The following is a 16,633-nucleotide window of genomic DNA, read 5'->3' on the forward strand; positions in this document are numbered from 1 at the left end:
GGCCCGCTGATTCGTGCAGGTGTTATCGGCACGGCACAGCGAAAGCTGAATCGCTTTTTCAGCTGATTTGCAATGTTGTGAAAACGTTTGCGTTTTGGAGATCGCTGAGGGCCGCAAAGCGGACCCCAGGATTTCAAAGGCTACGCGCGCCGAAGGTATCGCAGCTGTTCACATTCCCTTGGGCAAACCCGGCCTTGAACCAGCGCACCCGCTGCGCCGAGGTGCCATGGGTGAACGAATCGGGCACCACGCGCCCTTGACCCTGCTGCTGCAGGCGGTCATCACCAATGGCATTGGCCGCATTCAGCGCCTCTTCAACATCACCCGGCTCCAGCCAGTTCAGCCGCTTCTGCGCCTGATACGCCCACACGCCGGCCAGGCAGTCAGCCTGCAGTTCCTGGCGCACCAGCAGGCCATTGTCGCCTTCCATGCGCTGGCCGTTGCGCCGTGCGGCATCGACCTTGGCCGATACACCCAGCAAGGTCTGCACGTGGTGGCCGATCTCGTGGGCGATCACGTAGGCCTGGGCGAAGTCGCCGGCCGCAGCGAAGCGGGTTTCCATTTCGCGGAAGAACGACATGTCCAGGTAGACCCGCTGATCGGCCGGGCAATAGAACGGCCCGACTGCTGCGGAAGCAAAGCCGCAGGCCGAATTCACCTGGCCGCTGAACAGCACCAGCTTGGGGTCGCGGTACTGCTTGCCGGCCTGGGCAAACAGGGCCTTCCAGGTGTCTTCCGTGTCGCCGAGGATCGAGGCGACGAACTGCGCTTGTTCGTCGTTGGCCGGCGGTGCCTTGCCGCCAGCACCGCTCGGCGCTGCTTGCTGTTGCTGTTGATCCATCTGCCCGGCGAGCTGGCCAAGGATCTGCAAGGGGTCCTGGCCGGTCAGCCAGCCGATGCCGACGATCAGCAGCACTGCGCCGAGCCCCAACCCCTTGCCGCCGCCAAAGCGCATGCCACCGCCACCGCCACCTTCGCCGCGAGCATCGACCACGTTGTCGCTGCGCCGGCCTTTTCGCCATTCCATGAGGTGCTCTCCAGAGCGTGAAACATGGGGATAAAGATTAGATCACCCCAGGCAAAGCCACTAATACATAACCATTCGGTTATGTAATTGGCGGCTGATTTCAATATTCATCCCGCGCGACCTATCTGAAACTGCAAGTCCGCCTGCCGTGTACAGGCGTTTTCATAATTCCAAGAGAGGAATCCGGCATGCCCGCCCAGGACAACAGCCGCTTTGTGATCCGTGATCGCAACTGGCACCCCAAGGCCCTGACGCCCGACTACAAGACTTCCATTGCCCGCTCGCCGCGCCAGGCACTGGTCAGCATCCCGCAGTCGATCAGCGAAACCACCGGCCCGGACTTTTCCCACCTGGGCTTCGGTGCCCATGACCATGACCTGCTGCTGAACTTCAATAACGGTGGCCTGCCGATCGGCGAGCGCATCATCGTTGCCGGCCGCGTCGTCGACCAGTACGGCAAGCCTGTGCCGAATACCCTGGTGGAGATGTGGCAAGCCAACGCCGGTGGCCGCTATCGCCACAAGAACGACCGCTACCTGGCGCCGCTGGACCCGAACTTCGGTGGCGTCGGACGTTGCCTGACCGACCGCGACGGCTACTACAGCTTCCGCACCATCAAGCCGGGCCCGTACCCATGGCGCAACGGCCCGAACGACTGGCGCCCGGCGCACATCCACTTCGCCATCAGCGGCCCGTCGATCGCCACCAAGCTGATCACCCAGTTGTATTTCGAAGGTGACCCGCTGATCCCGATGTGCCCGATCGTCAAGTCGATCGCCAACCCTGAAGCCGTCCAGCAGTTGATCGCCAAGCTCGACATGAGCAACGCCAACCCGATGGACTGCCTGGCGTACCGCTTCGACATCGTGCTGCGCGGCCAGCGCAAGACCCACTTCGAAAACTGCTGAGGACCCCGCCATGCCAATCGAACTGCTGCCGGAAACCCCCTCGCAGACCGCCGGCCCCTACGTGCACATCGGCCTGGCCCTGGAAGCGGCCGGTAACCCGACCCGTGATCAGGAAATCTGGAACCGCCTGGCCAAACCAGACGCCCCGGGTGAGCACATCCTGTTGATCGGCCAGGTGTATGACGGCAATGGCCACCTGGTGCGTGATTCGTTCCTGGAACTGTGGCAGGCCGACGCCAATGGCCAGTACCAGGATGCCTACAACCTGGAAAACGCCTTCAACAGCTTTGGCCGCACCGCCACCACCTTCGATGCCGGTGAGTGGACTGTGCACACGGTCAAGCCAGGTGTGGTGAACAATGCTGCGGGCGTGCCAATGGCGCCGCACATCAACATCAGCCTGTTTGCCCGGGGGATCAACATCCATCTGCACACGCGCCTGTATTTCGATGATGAGGCCCAGGCCAATGCCAAGTGCCCGGTGCTCAACCTGATCGAGCAGCCGCAGCGCCGCGAGACCTTGATTGCCAAGCGTTGCGAGGTAGATGGGAAGACGGCGTATCGCTTCGATATCCGTATTCAGGGGGAAGGGGAGACGGTCTTCTTCGACTTCTGATTCAAGATTTTTGGGGCCGCTTTGCGGCCCATCGCCGGCAAGCGCGGCTCCCACATTGGCCGGTGTACGCCGATCAAGGTGGGAGCCGCGCTTGCCGGCGATGGGCTGCAAGGCAGCCCCGGCGATCTGAAAGTCAGCGCCGAACCAGCAGGACGCCACTTTCCATATGGTGGGTGTAGGGGAACTGGTCGAACAGCGCACAACGCTCGATGCGGTGCGTGTCCTGCAACTGGGCAATGTTCGCCGCCAGCGTCTCCGGATTGCACGAGATGTACAGAATCCTTTCAAAACGCCGGGTCAGTTCGCAGGTGTCCGGGTCCATCCCTGCCCGCGGCGGGTCGACGAACACGGTGCCGAACTCGTAGCTTTTCAGGTCGATCCCTTCCAGCCGGCGGAACGGCCGCACCTCGTTCAGCGCCTGGGTCAGCTCTTCCGCCGACAGGCGCACCAGCCGCACGTTATCCACAGCGTTCTCGTCAAGGTTGCTCAGCGCGGCATTGACCGAGGTCTTGCTGATCTCGGTGGCCAGCACCTGGCGCACGCGGGTGGCCAGCGGCAGGGTGAAGTTGCCGTTGCCGCAATACAGCTCCAGCAAGTCGTCCTCACGCTCGCCGATAGCCTCGAACGCCCAGCTCAGCATCTTCTGGTTCACCGCGCCGTTGGGCTGGGTGAACGCGCCTTCTGGCTGGCGGTAGCTGAATACGCGACCGGCGACATCGAGCTTTTCCACCGCATAGTCGCGGCCGATCACCAGGCGCTTGCCCTTCGAACGGCCGATCACGCTCACGCCGAGGTCTTCGGCCAGCTGACGGGCAGCCACTTCCCAAGCTTCGTCCAGCGGGCGGTGGTAGCACATCGTGACCATGGCGTCGCCGGCCAGGGTGGTGAGGAACTCCACCTGGAACAGGCGATTGCCCAGTTCCTCGCTGGCCTGCCAAGCGGCTTTCAGGCGCGGCATCAGCTCATTGATGCGTTGGCTGGCGATGGGGAAGTCGTCGATCAGGATCGCCTTGTGCTTGTCGCCCGGGGCGAACATCGCGTAGTGGCGCTGGCCATCCTCGCGCCACAGGCGGAACTCGGCGCGCAGGCGGTAATGCTCGCGCGGTGAGTCGAAAACGGCCGGTTCCGGCGCGCCGAAGGGCGCCAGCAGCTCGCGCAGGCGGGCGACTTTGCCTTCCAGCTGGGTGTCGTAGGCGGTGGGATCGAAGACAGCACTCATGCGTTGAACCAGCCCAGCTTGATGACGAACAGAATGGAAAGGATCACCAGGGCCGGGTTCAGGTCGCGGTGGCGGCCAGAGATCAGCTTGACGGCGGTCCAGGAAATGAAACCGAAGGCGATGCCGTTGGCGATCGAGTAAGTCAGCGGCATGGCCAAGGCGGTCACCACCACCGGTGCGGCCTCGGTGACGTCGTCCCAGTTGATTTCCGCCAGGCCCGAAGTCATCAGCACGGCGACGAACAGCAGCGCCGGGGCCGTGGCAAAGGCCGGCACGCTACCGGCCAGCGGTGCGAAGAACAGCGCCAGGAGGAACAGGATGGCGACCACGATGGCGGTCAGGCCGGTGCGGCCCCCGGCGCTTACGCCAGCTGCGGATTCGATATAGCTGGTGGTGGTCGAGGTGCCCAGCAGCGAACCTGCCATGGCGGCGGTGCTGTCGGCGATCAGGGCACGACCCATCTTCGGCATGTGGCCGTCCTTGCCCATCAGGCCGGCGCGCTTGGCCACACCGATCAGGGTGCCGGAGTTGTCGAACAGGTCGACGAACAGGAAGGCGAAGATCACGCTGACCAGGCCCACGTCGAGGGCGCCCTTGATGTCCAGCTGGAGGAAGGTCGGTGCCAGCGATGGCGGCATCGAGACCACGCCACCGAACGGCGTCACGCCCATCAGGATCGAGGCGATGGTCACGGCCAGAATGCCGATCAGCACGGCGCCACGGACCTTCAGCGACTCGAGGCCGACGATCAGGAAGAAGCCCAGCGTGGCGAGGATCGGCGCCGGCTGCTTGAGGTCGCCCAGGCCCACCAGGGTCGCCGGGTTATCGACGACGATGCCGGCGTTATGCAGGGCGATGAACGCCAGGAACAGGCCGATACCTGCAGCAATCGCCGAACGCAGCGGCAGCGGGATGCTGTTCACGATCCACTCGCGGATACGGAAGATCGACAGCAGGAAGAACATCACCGCCGAGAGGAACACCGCGCCCAGTGCCACCTGCCAGGTGTGGCCCATGTGCAGGACCACCGTGTAGGTGAAGAATGCGTTCAGGCCCATGCCCGGCGCCAGGGCGATCGGGTAGTTGGCGATCAGGCCCATGGTGGTCGAGCCGATGGCGGCAGCCAGGCAGGTGGCGACGAAGATCGCGCCTTTGTCCATGCCGGTCTCGCCGAGGATGCTCGGGTTGACGAACAGGATGTAGGCCATGGCCAGGAAGGTGGTGACGCCCGCAAGAATCTCGGTGCGCACATTGGTGTTGTGTGCTTTTAGTTGAAACAGCCTTTCCAGCATGCCCGCTCCCCAGGGCGCCCTCGCGCCGTGAATGTATCGACCCCATCAGCAAAGCACAGACCGTAGCCGATGCCGTGGTTTTGTGTGGGGCGGAAAAAAGCCGCGCATCATACCAGCATGCTCGGCGGGGGCCTATCGCCGTTGGGAGCAGGCAAGCGATCAGCCGTTGTGCAAGCGATCGCGCTTGGCCAGCGAGGGGAACAGTTTTATCCACACCCCGGTCACCACCAGGGTGCCGACCCCGCCCAGCACCACCGCCGGCACCGTGCCGAACCAGTGCGCCGTCACCCCGGATTCGAACTCACCCAGCTGGTTCGAAGCGCCGATGAACAACCCGTTCACCGCGCTCACCCGCCCACGCATCTCGTCTGGTGTCTCCAACTGCACGAAGGCACCGCGGATCACCATGCTGATCATGTCCGCCGCGCCCAGCACTACCAGCACCGCCAGCGAGAACCAGAACGAGGTCGACAGGCCAAAGGCGATGGTTGCCACGCCGAACAGCCCGACCGCAGTGAACATGGTGCGGCCGACCTTGCGTTCGACCGGGAACCGCGCCAGCCACAGCGACATCAGCAGTGCCCCCACCGCTGGCGCCGAGCGCAGCAGGCCCAGGCCCCACGGGCCGGTAAGCAGGATGTCCTTGGCAAACACCGGCAGCAGGGCGGTGGCGCCACCGAGCAGCACCGCGAACAGGTCCAGCGAGATGGCCCCGAGGATGTCGGGCCGGCTGCGGATGAAGCGGATTCCGGCCATCAGTGATTCAATACTGGCGCGGCCACGCTGCGGCACCTGCTGGCGTGAGTCGAGGCTGAGCATCAGCAGGCAGGCGATGGCGTACAGGGCGACAGTCGGGCCGTACACCCAGATGCTGCCGAAGGCGTACAGCAAGCCACCCACGGCCGGGGCGACGATGGTGGCCGCTTGGGTCGCCGAGGCCGAGGCCGCCACCGCCCGCGGAAACAGCCCCGGCGGCACCACGTTGGGCAGCAGCGCCTGGGTTGCCGGCATCTCGAACGAGCGGGTGGCACCGAGCAGGAAGGCCAGAACGAAGATCAGCTCACGGCTGACGTTGTCGGTGGCGCTGCCCACCGCCAGTGCCAGTGCAATCAGCCCTTGCAAGGTCTGGCACAGCGCCGCGACCTTGCGCCGGTCATAGCGGTCGGCGACGTGCCCGGTGTGCAGCATGAACAGCACCCGCGGGGCGAATTCGACCAGGCCGACCAAGCCCAGGTCGAGCACATTGCCGGTCAGCTGGTAGAGGTGCCAGCCAATGGCCACGGTGAGCATCTGGAAGCCGCTGGCGGTGAACACCCGGGCCAGCCAGAAGGCGATGAAAGGGCGGTGATGACGCAACAACTGCGGTGCGGAATCGGACATCGGAAACCTGTTGGCCTCGGCGCAGTAGAGGGGCCCGCAGCGTATCATCTGTTTGTAACAACCGGTTACTGTTTACCGTGATCGGCACTTTTTCAAGTCGCGCGAAAGGGGGTGGGGCAACCGGTCACGCGGCAAACCACCACACGGCCCTGCGGGCCATTCGGGACTATGCTTCCTAGCAGTCGTTGATCTGGATCAATCGTTGCTCTTGCAACAAACGGGCAACAAACGGGCAACAAACGGACAACGAATTGGCCTTTGGGCCGGAATCCCTGCGATCGAACAGAACAATTCCAACGTGCCGCACTCGACTACCGTGGGGGCAGTGGGCGACGGGGCCACAGGCCCGGACGCCGGATTATCTGAAGAGGAAGCACCATGTTCGGAATAGAGGCCTTAGAGCTCGCCCGAATGCAGTTTGCCTTTACCGTGTCGTTCCACATCCTGTTCCCGGCCATCACCATCGGCCTGGCGAGCTACCTGGCAGTCCTCGAAGGCCTATGGCTGCGGACCCACAACCAGGTCTACCGTGACCTCTACCACTTCTGGTCGAAGATCTTCGCCGTCAACTTCGGCATGGGCGTGGTCTCCGGCCTGGTCATGGCCTACCAGTTCGGCACCAACTGGAGCCGTTTCTCCGACTTCGCAGGCGCCATTACCGGCCCGTTGCTCACCTATGAAGTGCTCACCGCCTTCTTCCTGGAGGCAGGTTTCCTTGGCGTCATGCTGTTCGGCTGGAACCGTGTTGGCCGTGGCCTGCACTTCTTTTCCACGGTGATGGTCGCGCTCGGCACCCTGGTCTCGACCTTCTGGATTCTCGCCTCCAACAGCTGGATGCAGACCCCGCAGGGCCACGAGATCATTGATGGCCGGGTGGTGCCGGTGGACTGGCTGGCGGTAGTGTTCAACCCGTCGTTCCCCTATCGGCTGATGCACATGGCCACCGCCGCGTTCGTTTCCACGGCGTTCTTCGTCGGTGCTTCGGCGGCCTGGCACCTGCTGCGCGGGCGTGACAACCCGGCCGTGCGCAAGATGCTGTCGATGGCCATGTGGATGGCCCTGATCGTGGCCCCCATCCAGGCGGTGATCGGTGACTTCCATGGGCTCAACACCCTCAAGCACCAGCCGGTGAAGATCGCCGCGATCGAGGGCCACTGGGAGAACGTGCCCGGTGAGCCGACCCCGCTGATCCTGTTCGGCATCCCCGACATGAAGGCCGAAACCACCCGCTTCAAAGTCGAGATCCCGGCGCTCGGCAGCCTGATCCTGACCCACAGCCTGGACAAGCAGGTGCCGGCGATGAAGGAGTTCCCGCCTGAGGACCGGCCCAACTCGACCATTGTGTTCTGGTCGTTCCGGGTCATGGTCGGGCTCGGCTTCCTGATGATCTTCGTCGGCCTGTGGAGCCTGTGGCTGCGCAAACGCGGCACCCTCTATACCTCGCGGCCGTTCCTGTACCTGGCCCTGTGGATGGGCCCGTCCGGGCTGATCGCACTGCTCGCCGGCTGGTTCACCACCGAAATCGGCCGCCAGCCGTGGGTGGTGTATGGCCTGATGCGCACCGCTGATGGTGTGTCCAACCACAGTTATGCACAGCTCGGCTTCACCCTGGTGGCGTTCGTGGTGGTGTACTTCGCCCTGTTCGGCACTGGCCTGGGCTACATGATGCGCCTGGTGCGCAAAGGTCCGCAGACCGGCGAGGGTGATGAACACAACCCCGGGGGGCCTGGCACCCAACGTACGCCGGCGCGGCCGCTGTCCGCCGCCGATGAGGGCCATGAGGCCGAGTCCGCCAGCCTGAGCAAGGGGAACTGAGCCATGGGTATCGACCTTCCGCTGATCTGGGCCGTGATCATCATCTTCGGCGTCATGATGTACGTGGTGATGGATGGTTTCGACCTGGGGATCGGCATGCTCTTCCCTTTTGTCAAAGGCGAGCGTGACCGCGATGTGATGATGAATACCGTCGCCCCCGTCTGGGACGGCAACGAAACCTGGTTGGTGCTGGGCGGCGCCGGGCTGTTCGGGGCGTTCCCGATGGCCTATGCCGTGGTACTCGAAGCGCTGTACCTGCCGCTGATCATGATGCTGATCGGCCTGATCTTCCGTGGCGTGGCCTTCGAGTTCCGCTTCAAGGCCAAGGCCGACAAGCGTCATGTGTGGGACAAGGCCTTCATCGGCGGCTCGCTGGTCGCCACCTTCTTCCAGGGCGTGGCGCTGGGCGCCTTCCTCGAAGGCTTCAAGGTGGTCGACCGGCACTTCGCCGGTGGCACCCTCGACTGGCTGACACCGTTCAGTCTGTTCTGCGGCCTTGGGCTGATCGTCGCCTACACCCTGCTGGGCTGTACCTGGCTGATCATGAAGACCGAGGGCGATCTGCAACTGAAGATGCATGACCTCGCCCGGCCGCTGGCGCTGGTGCTGCTGGCGGTGATCGGTATCGTCAGCCTGTGGACCCCGATCGCTTATCCACAGATCGCCGACCGCTGGTTCAGCATGCCCAACCTGTTCTGGTTCATGCCGGTGCCGCTGCTGGTGCTGGTGACCTTCTACGGCTTGCTCAAGGCGGTGGCGCGCAATGCGCACTACACGCCGTTCCTGCTGACCCTGGTGCTGATCTTCCTGGGTTACAGCGGGCTGGGCATCAGCCTGTGGCCGAACATCATCCCGCCGTCGATCTCGATCTGGGATGCCGCCGCGCCGCCGCAGAGCCAGGGCTTCATGCTGGTGGGCACGCTGTTCATCCTGCCGTTCATCCTCATGTACACCTTCTGGAGCTACTACGTGTTCCGTGGCAAGGTGACCCATGAAGATGGCTATCACTAGGAGGGCCACAGGATGACCGGTAAACATGGCCTGGAAGACAAGAAACCGCTGTGGCAGCGGCTGGGTTGGCTGGTGTTGATCTGGGCGATGAGCGTGGCGGCCCTGGGCGTGGCCGCCTGGGTGATGCGGCTGTTCATGGGGGCAGCAGGCCTCACCACCCATTGAGTGAAAGGGGGGCGCCTGGCGCCCCCTGCCTTATTTGCGGGCCTTGAGGATCACGAACTTCGGCGTCGCAGCGACTTGCTCCACGCCACGGAACAGCCGCGCCAGCTTGCTGTGATAACCCAGGTGGCGGTTGCCGACGATATACAGCGCGCCGCCCACCACCAGCGCCTCGCGTGCCTGCTGGAACATGCGCCAGGCGAGGAAGTCACCCACCACCTGCTGTTGATGGAAAGGTGGGTTGCACAGCACCACGTCCAGCGACTGTTTTTCCACCCCGGCCAGGCCATCCCCCGGCATAACCGTGACTGGCCGCTCACCCAAGGCTGCCTGCCAGTTCTCCAGCGCCGACTGCACCGCCATGTACGATTCATCGACCAGGGTGAACTGCGCATCCGGGTTGGCCAGCGCGCTGGCAATGGCCAGCACGCCGTTGCCGCAGCCCAGGTCGGCTACGCGGGCGTTGCCCAGGTCGCGCGGCAGGTGGGGCAGAAAGGCACGGGTGCCGATATCCAGGCCTTCGCGGCAGAACACGTTGGCATGGTTGAGCAGTTCCAGTGCCGGCGTGTCGAGCCGGTAGCAAGTGGGGTAGGGCGACTTTGCAGCGGGGCGTTCGGCAACCGTGGCGGTCAGCAGGCGGGCCTTTTTCTGCGCCAGCGAAGCCTGCACCGGGCCGATGTACTTTTCCATCAGGTCGCCGGCCGCACGCGGCAGGTGCTTGATCATGGCTCCGGCAATCACCTGGGCGCCGGGTGCCAGGTGGCCTTGCAGGCGGATCAGTTGTTCTTCGAGCAGGGCCAGGGTCTTCGGCACGCGCACCAGCACACGGTCAAACGGTCCTTGCCAGTGCTCGCTGGCCGGCACGAAGGGTACGCTGTCGAACGCCTTGCCATTGCGCGCCAGGTTTTTCTCCAGCGCCATGTGCGCCAGGTGCGAGTCGCCGCTGCTGACTACCTGCAGATGATCGACCAGGCTGGCGGCCAAGGCGCCGAAGCTGTCGTTGAGCACCAGTACCCGGCTGGCAGCGCCCAGGCCCTGGGCATGCAACTGCTCGAGCAGGTATTCATCGGCGGCATCGAAGGCCTGCAGCGGGTCGTTGGCCTGGTCCGGCTGGCGGATCAGGTCGAGTTCGGCGTAGGAGGTGGTCAACAGGGGCATGGCGTCTGGCTCGGGTACGGATCTGCCCATGGCGGTTCGCCACGAGCTTTGCTGCGCGATTCTACAGGGCTTTGCCCGAGGCCGCAGGCCTGGCTACTGTTCGATCAGGCCGCGCATCATGGCGATGGCGATGGCGCCGGCCTTGTTGGCGGCGTTGGTCTTGGTGATGACGCTGCGGATATGGAAGTTAACCGTGCTTTGCGACAGTGACAGGATGCAGGCGACGTCGGCGGCGGTCTTGCCGGCGGCCGACCACTTGAGCACTTCGATTTCGCGCTCGCTCATTTTCAGCGGCGCGCTGAGCTTGGACAGGTGATATTCGCTGATGATCGCGTGCAGGGTGTGGCACAGCCACTGCACCTTGCCGGCTTTGTCGTACAGCTCGGCGATGTTCACTGCGTTGCTTGGCCGGCAAATGCTGACCTGGCTCTCATTATGCTGAAGGTCATGCAAGGACTGCGTCCAGCCATGGCGCAGCCCGTGTGCGCAAGCTTGCTCGCGGAAGTCGGGTACTTCGCGGTACAGGTCGTCGGTCCATACTACCGGCATGGTCGAGGAGTGGCTTCGGGCCGCCGCTGCGTCCCGTTTGTAGAAGTCGTCACGCTGGTAGCGCTCGATCCATGCGACTGGATAGTTGCTGTAGAGGTACAGCCGTGGCGATTGCGCTGCCAGTTGAATGCGGACTTTCAGCCCCAGAAACATCATGTCCAGGTCTTGCGCCAGGTGCACAGCGAGGTCAAAAACCTTTTGCGGTGTGCTTTCGCTGATCAGCTGATGGAGATGCTCGTGATTCCATTGAAGCATCTGTCTCACTCCCTCGACGGTTACTGTTCCAATCCGTTTGCATACCGGGAGGATTGTAGGAAAAGTCCGAGCGTTGTGTTGGGATTTTTTGTTATAGAAGCCGCATCTTTCATTAAACCTGACGCGATCACCGTGTTGTGGCCCTACATTCCAGCGGTTTTTATCCGGGCCGCTTTGCGCGACACTGGGCGCACGCCTTACACGGAGCCCGACATGACCGCCAGTGCCGACAAATTTACCCGCCAGACCCTGCTCGACGTCCAGCCGCTGACGCCGAACCTGTTCAGCCTGCGGGTTACGCGCGATCCAGGGTTTCGCTTCCGGGCCGGCCAGTTCGCTCGGCTGGGCGTGACCAAGGCCGATGGCAGCGTGGTCTGGCGTGCCTATTCGATGGTCAGTGCCCCCCATGATGAATACCTCGATTTCTTTTCAATCGTGGTGCCGGGTGGCGAATTCACCAGCGAGCTGAGCCGCCTGGGCGAGGGCGATACCTTGTTGATCGACCGTCAGGCGTTCGGCTACCTGACCCTTGATCGCTTTGTCGGTGGCCGAGACCTGTGGCTGCTGGCGACCGGCACCGGCATCGCGCCCTTCATGTCGATCCTGCAGGACTTTGAAGCCTGGGAGCGTTTCGACGCCATCAAGCTGGTGTATTCGGTGCGCGAGGCGAAAGAGCTGGCGTATGTAGACGACATCGCCGGGTTGGAGCAGCGTGATTACCTGGCCGAATTCGCTGGCAAGCTGCAGTTCATTCCAGTGGTGACCCGTGAGCAGCACCCAGGGGCATTGAATGCGCGTATCACCACGCTGATCGAGAATGGCGAGCTGGAAAAGGCGGCGGGCCTGGCGCTGTCGCCCGAGCATTCGCGGATCATGCTGTGTGGCAACCCTGAGATGATCGACGAGACGCGCAAGGTGCTCAAGGCGCGTGACCTGCAACTGAGCCTGAGCAAGCGGCCGGGGCAGGTGGCGGTGGAAAACTACTGGTGATGCAAAGGGGCCGCCATGCGGCCCCCGCTATTTCAAGGCAAGCGATTCTGATTCTGCGCCTTGAGCAGGTCGCGAATCTCGGTCAGCAAGGTTTCCTGCGGCGTCGGTACCGGCGGTGCGGACGGCGCTGCGGCTTCTTCACGCTTGAGCTGGTTGATCGCTTTCACGCCCATGAAGATGGCGAAGGCAACGATGATGAAGTCGATCACGGTCTGGATGAACTTGCCATAGGCCAGCACCACGGCCGGTACATCACCTTCGGCAGCCTTCAGGGTGATTGCCAGGTCGCTGAAGTCGACGCCGCCGATCAGCAGCCCCAGTGGTGGCATCACCACGTCTCCGACGAACGAGGAGACGATCTTGCCAAAGGCCGCGCCGATGATGATACCGACCGCCATGTCGACGACATTACCTTTGACCGCGAAGGCCTTGAACTCACTGAGCATGCCCATGTTTGATTCCTTGTAACAAATGGTGAGGTTAACGCAGTGTAAGCCACTTGAACGCTTCATGCGTTGGCATCAGGGGTACTGACTGCGGTTAGAACGAATAGTTTTGTCGCATCTCGACCGGTTCGAGACACGTCGGCCTCGGCTATCATGGCGGTTTTTTCCAGGAGACCCTGCCCATGGCCAAGGCCAAGCGCTTGTATGGCTGCACCGAGTGCGGCGCGACCTTCCCCAAATGGGCCGGCCAGTGTGCCGACTGCGGGGCCTGGAACACCCTGGTCGAAACCATGATCGAGAGCGGCGGTGCGGCGGCCCCCAGCGGACGCGCCGGCTGGACCGGGCAGCAGGCGCAGATCAAGACCCTGGCCGAAGTCAGCGTCGAAGAGATCCCGCGCTTCACCACCAGCAGCACCGAACTCGACCGCGTGCTCGGCGGTGGCCTGGTCGATGGTTCGGTGGTGCTGATCGGCGGTGACCCGGGGATCGGCAAGTCGACCATCCTGCTGCAAACCCTGTGCAACATCGCCACAGCAATGCCCGCGTTGTACGTCACCGGTGAAGAGTCGCAGCAACAGGTGGCCATGCGCTCGCGGCGCCTGGGCCTGCCTCAGGAGCAGCTCAAGGTGATGACCGAGACCTGCATCGAAACCATCATCGCCACCGCGCGGGTGGAAAAGCCCCGGGTCATGGTGATCGACTCGATCCAGACCATCTTTACCGAGCAGTTGCAGTCCGCCCCCGGCGGCGTGGCCCAGGTCCGCGAGAGCACGGCGTTGCTGGTGCGTTATGCCAAGCAGAGCGGCACGGCAATCTTCCTGGTCGGCCACGTCACCAAGGAAGGCTCGCTGGCCGGGCCGCGCGTGCTGGAACACATGGTCGATACCGTGCTGTATTTCGAGGGCGAGTCCGACGGCCGCCTGCGCCTGTTGCGGGCTGTGAAGAACCGCTTTGGCGCGGTCAACGAACTGGGCGTGTTCGGCATGACCGACCGTGGCTTGAAAGAGGTGTCCAACCCGTCGGCAATCTTCCTCAACCGTACCCAGGAAGAAGTGCCCGGTAGCGTGGTCATGGCCACCTGGGAAGGTACCCGGCCGATGCTGGTCGAGGTGCAGGCGCTGGTCGATGACAGCCACCTGGCCAACCCGCGGCGGGTCACCTTGGGCCTGGACCAGAACCGCCTGGCCATGCTGCTGGCGGTATTGCACCGGCATGGTGGCATTCCCACCCACGACCAGGACGTGTTCCTCAACGTGGTCGGTGGGGTGAAGGTGCTGGAAACGGCCTCGGACCTGGCGTTGCTGGCAGCGGTGATGTCCAGCCTGCGCAACCGGCCGTTGGCCCATGGGCTGCTGGTGTTTGGCGAGATCGGCTTGTCTGGCGAGGTGCGGCCTGTGCCCAGTGGCCAGGAGCGCCTGAAAGAAGCGGCCAAGCATGGCTTCAAGCGTGCCATCGTGCCCAAGGGCAATGCGCCGAAGGAGCCGCCGGCGGGGTTGCAGGTGATTGCCGTGACCCGCCTGGAGCAGGCGCTGGATGCATTGTTCGAATAAATGAAAAAGGGGGAGCCGATGATGCGCATCGGCTCCCCCTACCTCACCGCTCAGTCAGCGATCAATGTTCGGCAACCGCACTGCGCCTGGGCGCCTGGTTGCCGTGCTCGTCAAGCTCCATCACTGGCACTTCGTTGCCATCGGCATCAAACAGCTTGCCATCCTTGAAGTAGTCGCCATCACGCAGGCAGGAGATGTCCGAGTACTGGATCGTGCGCTCGTAGGCCGCAGCGAATACCGACTGGTTCTCCGAGTTGCCCGTCTTGAAGTGGTTGAACAGCAGGTTCAGCAGGATGGCCATGATTGCCGCCGAGCTGATACCCGAGTGGAAGATGGTCTCGAACCAGTTCGGGAAGTTGTGGTAGAAGGTCGGCGCGGCGATCGGGATCATGCCGAAGCCCAGCGAGGCAGCGACGATGATCAAGTTGACGTTGTTCTTGTAGTTGACCTTCGACAGGGTGCGGATGCCGCTGGCGGCCACGGTGCCGAACAGCACGATGCCCGCGCCACCCAGTACCGGAGTCGGTACGGCGGCAATCACCCGGCCCATCACCGGCAGCAGGCCAAGCACCACCAGGATCACGCCACCGGTGGCCACCACGTAGCGGCTCTTGACCCCGGTCACGGCCACCAGGCCGACGTTCTGGGCAAAGGCGCTCTGGGTGAATGAACCGAAGATCGGCGCCAGGATGCTCGATGCCATGTCGGCACGCAGGCCGTTGCCCAGGCGCTTGGAGTCGACCTTGGTGTCGATGATTTCACCCACGGCGAGGATGTCGGCCGAGGTTTCCACCAAGGTCACCATGATCACGATGCACATCGACAGGATCGCGGCGATGTGGAATTCCGGCATGCCGAAATGGAACGGGGTGGGGAAGGCGAACATCGGGCCCTGGCTGACCTTGCTGAAATCGGTCATGCCCAGCGCCCAGGCGATCAGCGTGCCGACCACCATGGCCATCAGGATCGACAGCCGCGAGATGGTTGCGCTGCCCAGCTTGCTCAGCACCAGCACGATAGCGAAGGTCAGGCCGGCCAGGCCGATGTTGGCCACGCTGCCGAACTCCGGTGAGGCGCTATTGCCGCCCATCACCCAGCGCGCGGCAACCGGCATCAGGGTCAGGCCGATGGTGGTGATGACGATACCGGTCACCAGCGGCGGGAAGAACTTGGTAATACGCGAGAACACCGGGGTGATCAGGAAACCGATCACCGAAGCTGCCATGACCGCGCCGAGCACGCCCGGCAGGCCACCACCGCCCTCGCTGCTGAGGATGGCGCCCATGGTCGCCACGCCAGCGAACGACACGCCCTGCACCAGCGGCAACTGGCAACCGAAGAATGGGATGCCCAGCGTTTGCAGCAAGGTTGCCAGGCCACCGGCAAACAGCGAAGCGGCGATCAACATGCCGATCTCGGCACCGTTGAGGCCGGCTGCCTGACCCAGGATCAGGGGTACCGCGACGATCCCGCCATACATGGTCAGCACATGCTGCAGACCATAGGCCAGGTTGGCACCCAGCCCGAGGTTTTCGTCCTCGGGGCGCTGGGCGGGAGACGTGCTAGGGGACGTAGTCATGGAGCAGGCTCTCTGTTTATTGTTGTGGCGCTACTGTAGACACTTCCTACAAATCATTGCTACATAAATTGTATACAATATTTTGATTGGAGCGCGAACAGCTGGCCTTGCAATGTGTGCAGAACCTCAATGCAGAAGGCGTACCAAGTTATTCAATGCGGTGCTAGAGGGGTGTGTACAAAGCACTGCTACCCAGGCAGAAAGCTGTCTGGGTAGACAAGAAACAGAAGGTGGGAAGGCTGTTAGCCAGCTAACAGATTCTATTCTTCGATGAGTTCGCGCAGCTCGCGCATCATTTCGGTGCCATCGGCCAGGTTCAATTCCACAAGACGGTGCAAATGGGACATTGAGTCGACGTCGATGTACAGGCAGATGAAGCCCAGGCGGGTGGGCTCCTCATGGCGCAGTTCCACCTGCATTTGTACCCGCACCTCGGGGTTCAGGTGGATGACCGCATCGAAGTCCTGGGTCAGGTCGGCGTCCCAGGGTTCGGGGCATTTGACCAGCATGCCCTTGAGCGACACATCCAACAGTTTTACCGGCCAGCGGCGGTCGCCCTGGCGCAGTTCGGTGGGGGCATCGAAATCGATGCGCTGGAAGCGGCGGCGTTCGTCGTGATCGCTCATGGGCAGGTCCTCGGGTGACATCCTGACTATAGTTAGTTGGATATGTGCAT

General features: G+C 63.1%; 16 protein-coding genes. 7 read left to right on the plus strand and 9 right to left on the minus strand.

The genetic code is table 11. The features are described 5' to 3' along the window. Nucleotides 1-133: 133 nt before the first annotated feature. Nucleotides 134-1,027, minus strand: coding sequence for a neutral zinc metallopeptidase (locus ABE528_RS16825; RefSeq protein ID WP_346653554.1), 894 nt, complete (start codon nucleotides 1,025-1,027; stop codon nucleotides 134-136). Nucleotides 1,028-1,215: 188 nt separating this feature from the next. On the opposite strand from ABE528_RS16825, the gene pcaH reads away from it, so the two are divergent. Continuing rightward, a complete protein-coding gene (gene pcaH / locus ABE528_RS16830; RefSeq protein ID WP_051100860.1) occupies nucleotides 1,216-1,935 on the plus strand; it encodes a protocatechuate 3,4-dioxygenase subunit beta in 720 nt (239 codons plus the stop codon). Between the two features lie 10 nt (nucleotides 1,936-1,945). Then, nucleotides 1,946-2,551 carry a protocatechuate 3,4-dioxygenase subunit alpha gene (gene pcaG, locus ABE528_RS16835; protein ID WP_152957010.1) on the plus strand — a complete coding sequence of 202 codons (606 nt, stop codon included), beginning with the start codon at nucleotides 1,946-1,948 and terminating at the stop codon, nucleotides 2,549-2,551. Nucleotides 2,552-2,684: 133 nt separating this feature from the next. On the opposite strand, the gene trmA is transcribed toward pcaG, so the two are convergent. The 3 genes from trmA to ABE528_RS16850 all read right to left on the minus strand — a co-directional run bounded on the left by trmA (nucleotide 2,685) and on the right by ABE528_RS16850 (nucleotide 6,442). Next, nucleotides 2,685-3,770 carry a tRNA (uridine(54)-C5)-methyltransferase TrmA gene (trmA, locus tag ABE528_RS16840; protein WP_152957011.1) on the minus strand — a complete coding sequence of 362 codons (1,086 nt, stop codon included), beginning with the start codon at nucleotides 3,768-3,770 and terminating at the stop codon, nucleotides 2,685-2,687. Further along, complete coding sequence (locus ABE528_RS16845) at nucleotides 3,767-5,062, minus strand: NCS2 family permease (RefSeq protein WP_346653555.1); 1,296 nt, start codon at nucleotides 5,060-5,062, stop codon at nucleotides 3,767-3,769. Before ABE528_RS16845 ends, trmA begins: the two co-directional genes overlap by 4 nt. A 159-nt stretch (nucleotides 5,063-5,221) precedes the next feature. Next, nucleotides 5,222-6,442 carry an MFS transporter gene (locus ABE528_RS16850; RefSeq protein ID WP_152957012.1) on the minus strand — a complete coding sequence of 407 codons (1,221 nt, stop codon included), beginning with the start codon at nucleotides 6,440-6,442 and terminating at the stop codon, nucleotides 5,222-5,224. A 378-nt stretch (nucleotides 6,443-6,820) separates the two neighbouring features. Here ABE528_RS16850 and ABE528_RS16855 point away from each other — a divergent pair, with 378 nt between their 5' ends. From ABE528_RS16855 to ABE528_RS16865, 3 genes are read left to right on the plus strand one after another with little or no spacing between them, the layout of a single operon-like run. Then, nucleotides 6,821-8,257, plus strand: coding sequence for a cytochrome ubiquinol oxidase subunit I (locus ABE528_RS16855; protein ID WP_152957013.1), 1,437 nt, complete (start codon nucleotides 6,821-6,823; stop codon nucleotides 8,255-8,257). Nucleotides 8,258-8,260: 3 nt separating this feature from the next. After that, nucleotides 8,261-9,268 (plus strand): cytochrome d ubiquinol oxidase subunit II, encoded by a 1,008-nt coding sequence (gene cydB / locus ABE528_RS16860; RefSeq protein WP_346653556.1) that lies wholly within the window; start codon nucleotides 8,261-8,263, stop codon nucleotides 9,266-9,268. Nucleotides 9,269-9,280: 12 nt separating this feature from the next. Next, entirely contained in the window at nucleotides 9,281-9,433 is a 153-nt protein-coding gene (locus tag ABE528_RS16865; protein WP_152957014.1) for a DUF2474 domain-containing protein, read from the plus strand. 30 nt (nucleotides 9,434-9,463) lie between these two features. On the opposite strand, the gene ABE528_RS16870 is transcribed toward ABE528_RS16865, so the two are convergent. Continuing rightward, nucleotides 9,464-10,588 carry a methyltransferase gene (locus tag ABE528_RS16870; RefSeq protein ID WP_346653557.1) on the minus strand — a complete coding sequence of 375 codons (1,125 nt, stop codon included), beginning with the start codon at nucleotides 10,586-10,588 and terminating at the stop codon, nucleotides 9,464-9,466. A gap of 93 nt (nucleotides 10,589-10,681) precedes the next feature. Further along, on the minus strand, nucleotides 10,682-11,392 hold the full coding sequence (locus ABE528_RS16875) for an autoinducer binding domain-containing protein (RefSeq protein WP_346653558.1): 711 nt from the start codon (nucleotides 11,390-11,392) through the stop codon (nucleotides 10,682-10,684). A 213-nt stretch (nucleotides 11,393-11,605) separates the two neighbouring features. Here ABE528_RS16875 and ABE528_RS16880 point away from each other — a divergent pair, with 213 nt between their 5' ends. After that, the gene (locus ABE528_RS16880) at nucleotides 11,606-12,382 is read left to right on the plus strand and encodes a ferredoxin--NADP reductase (protein ID WP_152957016.1); all 777 of its coding nucleotides are present in this window, start codon (nucleotides 11,606-11,608) and stop codon (nucleotides 12,380-12,382) included. Between the two features lie 32 nt (nucleotides 12,383-12,414). On the opposite strand, the gene mscL is transcribed toward ABE528_RS16880, so the two are convergent. Next, the gene (gene mscL, locus ABE528_RS16885) at nucleotides 12,415-12,834 is read right to left on the minus strand and encodes a large-conductance mechanosensitive channel protein MscL (RefSeq protein WP_152957017.1); all 420 of its coding nucleotides are present in this window, start codon (nucleotides 12,832-12,834) and stop codon (nucleotides 12,415-12,417) included. 176 nt (nucleotides 12,835-13,010) lie between these two features. On the opposite strand from mscL, the gene radA reads away from it, so the two are divergent. Then, nucleotides 13,011-14,378 carry a DNA repair protein RadA gene (gene radA / locus ABE528_RS16890; protein ID WP_152957018.1) on the plus strand — a complete coding sequence of 456 codons (1,368 nt, stop codon included), beginning with the start codon at nucleotides 13,011-13,013 and terminating at the stop codon, nucleotides 14,376-14,378. 61 nt (nucleotides 14,379-14,439) lie between these two features. Here the strand turns inward: radA and ABE528_RS16895 are convergent, their stop codons facing one another. Further along, entirely contained in the window at nucleotides 14,440-15,957 is a 1,518-nt protein-coding gene (locus tag ABE528_RS16895) for a nucleobase:cation symporter-2 family protein (RefSeq protein ID WP_152957019.1), read from the minus strand. Between the two features lie 260 nt (nucleotides 15,958-16,217). Beyond that, the gene (locus ABE528_RS16900) at nucleotides 16,218-16,583 is read right to left on the minus strand and encodes a PilZ domain-containing protein (protein ID WP_152957020.1); all 366 of its coding nucleotides are present in this window, start codon (nucleotides 16,581-16,583) and stop codon (nucleotides 16,218-16,220) included. Nucleotides 16,584-16,633 lie beyond the last annotated feature (50 nt).

The organism is Pseudomonas sp. TWI628, from assembly GCF_039673865.1.
GTDB lineage: Bacteria > Pseudomonadota > Gammaproteobacteria > Pseudomonadales > Pseudomonadaceae > Aquipseudomonas.

What these genes read in the sequence shown, in the direction of transcription:
- ABE528_RS16870 (WP_346653557.1), bottom strand. Translation starts at nt 10,588, where the DNA reads ATGCCCCTGTTGACCACCTCCTACGCCGAACTCGACCTGATCCGCCAG.
- cydB (WP_346653556.1), top strand. Translation starts at nt 8,261, where the DNA reads ATGGGTATCGACCTTCCGCTGATCTGGGCCGTGATCATCATCTTCGGC.
- pcaG (WP_152957010.1), top strand. Translation starts at nt 1,946, where the DNA reads ATGCCAATCGAACTGCTGCCGGAAACCCCCTCGCAGACCGCCGGCCCC.
- trmA (WP_152957011.1), bottom strand. Translation starts at nt 3,770, where the DNA reads ATGAGTGCTGTCTTCGATCCCACCGCCTACGACACCCAGCTGGAAGGC.
- pcaH (WP_051100860.1), top strand. Translation starts at nt 1,216, where the DNA reads ATGCCCGCCCAGGACAACAGCCGCTTTGTGATCCGTGATCGCAACTGG.
- ABE528_RS16880 (WP_152957016.1), top strand. Translation starts at nt 11,606, where the DNA reads ATGACCGCCAGTGCCGACAAATTTACCCGCCAGACCCTGCTCGACGTC.
- ABE528_RS16875 (WP_346653558.1), bottom strand. Translation starts at nt 11,392, where the DNA reads ATGCTTCAATGGAATCACGAGCATCTCCATCAGCTGATCAGCGAAAGC.
- ABE528_RS16865 (WP_152957014.1), top strand. Translation starts at nt 9,281, where the DNA reads ATGACCGGTAAACATGGCCTGGAAGACAAGAAACCGCTGTGGCAGCGG.
- radA (WP_152957018.1), top strand. Translation starts at nt 13,011, where the DNA reads ATGGCCAAGGCCAAGCGCTTGTATGGCTGCACCGAGTGCGGCGCGACC.
- ABE528_RS16850 (WP_152957012.1), bottom strand. Translation starts at nt 6,442, where the DNA reads ATGTCCGATTCCGCACCGCAGTTGTTGCGTCATCACCGCCCTTTCATC.
- ABE528_RS16845 (WP_346653555.1), bottom strand. Translation starts at nt 5,062, where the DNA reads ATGCTGGAAAGGCTGTTTCAACTAAAAGCACACAACACCAATGTGCGC.
- ABE528_RS16855 (WP_152957013.1), top strand. Translation starts at nt 6,821, where the DNA reads ATGTTCGGAATAGAGGCCTTAGAGCTCGCCCGAATGCAGTTTGCCTTT.
- mscL (WP_152957017.1), bottom strand. Translation starts at nt 12,834, where the DNA reads ATGGGCATGCTCAGTGAGTTCAAGGCCTTCGCGGTCAAAGGTAATGTC.
- ABE528_RS16825 (WP_346653554.1), bottom strand. Translation starts at nt 1,027, where the DNA reads ATGGAATGGCGAAAAGGCCGGCGCAGCGACAACGTGGTCGATGCTCGC.
- ABE528_RS16900 (WP_152957020.1), bottom strand. Translation starts at nt 16,583, where the DNA reads ATGAGCGATCACGACGAACGCCGCCGCTTCCAGCGCATCGATTTCGAT.
- ABE528_RS16895 (WP_152957019.1), bottom strand. Translation starts at nt 15,957, where the DNA reads ATGACTACGTCCCCTAGCACGTCTCCCGCCCAGCGCCCCGAGGACGAA.